This window comes from Patescibacteria group bacterium (genome assembly GCA_035529375.1).
GTDB lineage: Bacteria > Patescibacteriota > Microgenomatia > PFEM01 > JAHIFH01 > DATKWU01.
The window spans coordinates 1-4387 of sequence record DATKWU010000015.1 but is presented as its reverse complement, the minus strand read 5'-3'; the positions used below and the strand labels follow the sequence as shown (position 1 = coordinate 4387).

Here is a 4387-nt window from a genome sequence, read left to right as displayed (position 1 = left end):
GAGGCCCGATCTCGAGAGGTTTTTCGGTTATTAAGAGCGATTAGAAAGGATTATGAGAAGACCGAGGGCTCGTTATCAGTTTTAGGTAAACATCTCCAGAACGCCTATAATCAAATGAACAATGTTTTTTCTTCCTTTACCCTCATGGGCCAAAAAATCTCCTCCAGTGGAGAATTAGGTGAGGGGAAAGAAGAGAGTAAGCAATTAGATATCAGTGAGAGAGACGAGGATAATTAAATAAAACCAGTGAGTGACGCCGATTGGTTGGAAAAAGGAAAAAATCAAAAAGCCGGTTAGGGAAGCTAAAACCCAACTTCTCTTCTTCAACAATTTCTGACTCGCTCTCCAGAGCCAAAGACCGAAAACCACCAAGCCAATAATGCCTGAGAATAGGGTGATATCTAGGAAGAGATTATGAGAGCGGTCGACGACGACCCCAAACAAAGGACGATCAATAAGGCTGAATTGTTTATCGTAAGCAGAAATAATTCCTTCAGCCCCATAGCCTAAAATGGGCTTCTCCTGAATGGCTCTGATGCCTAAATCCCAGATTAACCAGCGATTTTCAAAGCGAGACTCACCTCTTTCGAAATAGACGCCGAAGATTCCGATTATAACTATTAAAAATAAAGAGGTGATTAAAATAAATTTTTTATAAGGAAATTTTCTCTTCCAAAAAAAGCCAAAGACGATAAGCTCGGCGAGAATTGCTAAGAGACCTGCTTTTGAGCCAGTAAGAAGAATAGCGATAATCACCGCGATGACAGAGATGAGTGGTTGTTGAAAAGTAACCACTAATATAGGTAATCCTAGAGCCAAGAAACCAGTGACCGCATTTGGTTCACCAATCGTACCGATTGGCCTTTGATTGTATGAAAGAATAGGGAAATCGAACCTAATGGCTAGCCACTGGGCGTAAATAATTAAAGTTTCGATGATAATCGCGGCACTCGCCCACTTCAAAACAATTTTCGCGTTTTTCGTGCCTAAACCTTTCGCGATTAACCCAAAAAGTCCTAAGAGAAAGAAAAAAAGCACGCTTTGGTGGCGATAACCGCCAGCGAGAAAACCATAGGGAAAAATTTGAGTGATTAAAGTGCTTAAAAGAAGAATTCCGACCCAGAGAAACCAGATTTTATCAAGGTTTTTGAAGTGTATTTCGAAGTTTTTGATTTTAAGCTTGGCTAGAAATAAAAAGACTAATAAAAAGCCACCCGTAAGAAAAAGGCTGATTTTGGCGAGTTCAAATTTCAAAGGCGAAGGCCAGAAGAAGAGAGGGAGGAAAAAGATTAGCGATTGGAAGATAAACCTTGACACGCTTCCATTATAGTCGTATCCTAGAATCAAGGCAAAGAATTTTTTATGGTTAACCCAATTAAATCCTTCAAAAACTCATTGGGTCAAATCCCCACAAAATATCGTTTTTGGATTTCTTTAGGAGTTCTCACTGCTCTTCTGATTGCTCTTCCGGTAACTCTAGTTGGTCTAATGACCGGCACTTTTGAGTTGAGAAAAAGGGCAGTATCTGGTGAGCCGACCCCAATTCCTTCTTTTTGTGAGGCAGTTAGCGGGGTAATTGATGTTACGCCCGTTGGTTCAGGTAGCTGCCATGATATCCAAACCGCTATTGACGTGGCCCAGGAAAACGAGGAGATTCACGTCCACACTGGAACTTATATGGTTCCTATTCATCAGGTTAACGACGGGAGAGTAGGTCTTTATATTAATAAAAAGATATTTTTTGAGTCAGACCCGAATACCAACATTTGGATTAGTAATGCTGACGTAGGAATTTTAGTTGAAGGTGTAGACGTTTCTATTAGCGGCTGGAGGGTTAATTTTAGAGATATCGGCATGAGTGGAATTCTTGTTAATGGTAATTCTAGCGATAGGTATGTTTATCTTGGGGTTTTAGAGTTGTATGCAGAATCTTCAGTCCCGCGATTGATTGACATTAGGGGTTTAAATGGAGTACCGAGCTCTGGGGGAGGTAGTTCAAAGATATCGGAATGTAAGCTGTGGGGGGCGGAGTTTGTTGCAATTGAGCTAGGTGGCGTGAATAATTTCGAGATTAAAGAAAACCGAATCTCTCATTCCCCCGTCGGAATTAAAAGTTATAACTATGGTAATGATTTGGTGGGAATCAATATCGAGAGGAATACCGTTGATCATGTCCGAGCAGGAATGGTGTTTGAAACTGATAATGCTTATCGAGTAGTTGGTACCTATTTTAGAGATAACACTCTTTATGATTTTGGTTTTGATGAATACTATCAAGATGAAGCAGAGAAATACAGCATGAACGCTTTGGGTGGAATTATTTTATCGTACGGAAAAGGGGTGAATATTATTTCTAATACTCTTAGAGATGGAAAGGCAATTGGGGTATTTCTCTCGGGCGGTGAAGAAAACATGGTGGAAAGAAATCTCATAATCAATAATGAAGTGAGTCTTAACATGTCGGGAGGAGAAGCCTCATTTATACATAACACGATTTATGGTAATGTCGATAGGAACGGCGGCGGAGCTTCAATAACAAAAGGCTCATCGTTTGTAAACAACATTGTGGTGAACGTTGGTAATTATCATGAGCCTTTCTCAACTACTACTACTTGTGGATTGATACTTCATAATGGTGGATGTGCAGATTTTAATGATCCGGAAATCAGCCGTAACGATTTTTGGAATAATGAACGAATCTTCTGCACCCATTCAGAACAATGTTCCTTTACTTATGGAGTAAATGGTAATATTGCCGCGGATCCGCTTTTTGGCGAGGATTATTGTTTGCTTCCAGGTTCTCCGGGTATTTATGGGGACGTTAGTAAAGACGAATATATGGGTCACAAAGGCCTCTGCGGACTTCAACCCATTACTCCAGGGCCTGGAATGTGTGGTCAGTCTTGTGGGCCGGATGCCGCATGTGCTCCTGGTTTAATGTGCGGAACGCCTTGTCCACCAAGACAGGCGTGTGCCCAATATATGCGGTGTTATAATCCCAGCTGCCCTTATGATAGAGACTGTATTTGTGGTGCGACTCCAACGGTCATTCCTTGTGGTCAGGAAGGCGAAACAGTTCCAGTTTATCCTGGCTATAAATGTTGTCCAGGTCTAGAACCGATTTCGACGGCTCATCCTGATGGCAATGGTAATTGTCCTGACTACATACCACTTGGCGCTAGCATGTGTGTAAAAGATTGTGGGGATGGTCAATGTACTTTAGGTGAGAACAAGTGTAATTGTGCTGAAGATTGTGGCCCTACTTCCTGTATTAAAGAAGGAGAAGTAGGTGTTGAAGCCAATAATGATTTCTGCTGTTCTGGTTTAGAAAGCATAGGTAATGCTCAGCCTGAGCCAGAAAACCTTGGTCTTTGCCGTCTAGCAATGGGGAGATTTGTCTGTGTTAAAGATTGTGGTGATGGCCAATGTACTCTTGGTGAGAATAAATGTAATTGTCCAGAAGATTGTGGGCCCATCTCAACTCCAACTCCAACTCCAACTATTCCTACCTCTTTAGATCTAAAAATAAGATTTGATGGCGTGACCAGCCGGCCCACAGATGATAGTGACAGGGAGATCAAGATTTACGCCACTAATCTATCTGGTGGTCCTCATTTTGGATCAGCTGACAATAAACAAACAGTCGTTTTAAGTGTTGATGATTTAGGGACTTACCATGGAAAAATTACTTTCTCTAGCGATCATTTTGGTCATCGCTACAGACTTAGAATCAAAGGCCCCAAACATCTTCAAAGAGTGTTTCCGGATATTGTTTTTGTTCAAGACTTGGACCTAACTGACTGGCCCCTTCGGCCAGGTGATTTAGATCAAGATGGTGATGTGGATATTAATGACCTCCGAGCAATTAAAGTTTTTTCCACTAATCCAGCGGACATCGCTTTTGGAGATTTGAATTTTGACAATCGAGTCGATATTTTTGACAAAGTTTTGGTTCTAGGTACTCTCGCTGTTCAATACGATCCAGATTAAACCTGTCCAAATGAAAAAGATAATCTCTTTCTTACTCACAACTTTTTTTCTTTTATTCTTAGCTTTTGTTTTCCCCCAATCAGCTTACGCGGCAAAATTTAACCTTGATCCCTTATCTAAGAATATAAATATTGGTGACCAATTTGATGTTTCTATTAAACTTGATACTCAAAATAAAGAAGTTGAGGCGGTTCAGGCAGAACTTTCCTTTAACAAGGATTTAATTGAGATAACAGCAGTTAGTTTTTCAGGGATTTTTGCCGCCAATCACCAAAATATAAACAATAGTAGCGGTGTGGTTCAAGTCGGCTCAACTACGGAATCAGCCGATGTTGGTTTCAATGGTAATACTAATTGGGTAACATTAACCATTAAAGGAAAAACTGAGGGGTCAACA

General features: G+C 40.8%; 4 protein-coding genes. 3 read left to right on the top strand and 1 reads right to left on the bottom strand.

Annotation, left to right across the window (positions count from 1 at the left end; translation table 11 throughout):
* On the top strand, positions 1–237 hold a 237-nt coding region (locus VMY36_03475; GenBank protein ID HUV42930.1), incomplete at its 5' end, for a hypothetical protein.
* On the opposite strand, the gene VMY36_03470 is transcribed toward VMY36_03475, so the two are convergent.
* Positions 205–1317 carry an O-antigen ligase family protein gene (locus tag VMY36_03470; protein HUV42929.1) on the bottom strand — a complete coding sequence of 371 codons (1113 nt, stop codon included), beginning with the start codon at positions 1315–1317 and terminating at the stop codon, positions 205–207. The two genes, VMY36_03475 and VMY36_03470, sit on opposite strands and share 33 nt — an antisense overlap.
* A 45-nt stretch (positions 1318–1362) precedes the next feature.
* Here VMY36_03470 and VMY36_03465 point away from each other — a divergent pair, with 45 nt between their 5' ends.
* Positions 1363–3990: a right-handed parallel beta-helix repeat-containing protein gene (locus VMY36_03465; GenBank protein ID HUV42928.1), complete on the top strand. Its 2628-nt coding sequence runs from the start codon at positions 1363–1365 to the stop codon at positions 3988–3990.
* Positions 3991–4000: 10 nt separating this feature from the next.
* A partial coding sequence (locus VMY36_03460; protein HUV42927.1) for a cohesin domain-containing protein occupies positions 4001–4387 on the top strand: 387 nt, incomplete at its 3' end.

Coding starts and splice junctions, on each gene's coding strand:
- VMY36_03465 (HUV42928.1), top strand. CDS start 1,363: ATGGTTAACCCAATTAAATCCTTCAAAAACTCATTGGGTCAAATCCCC.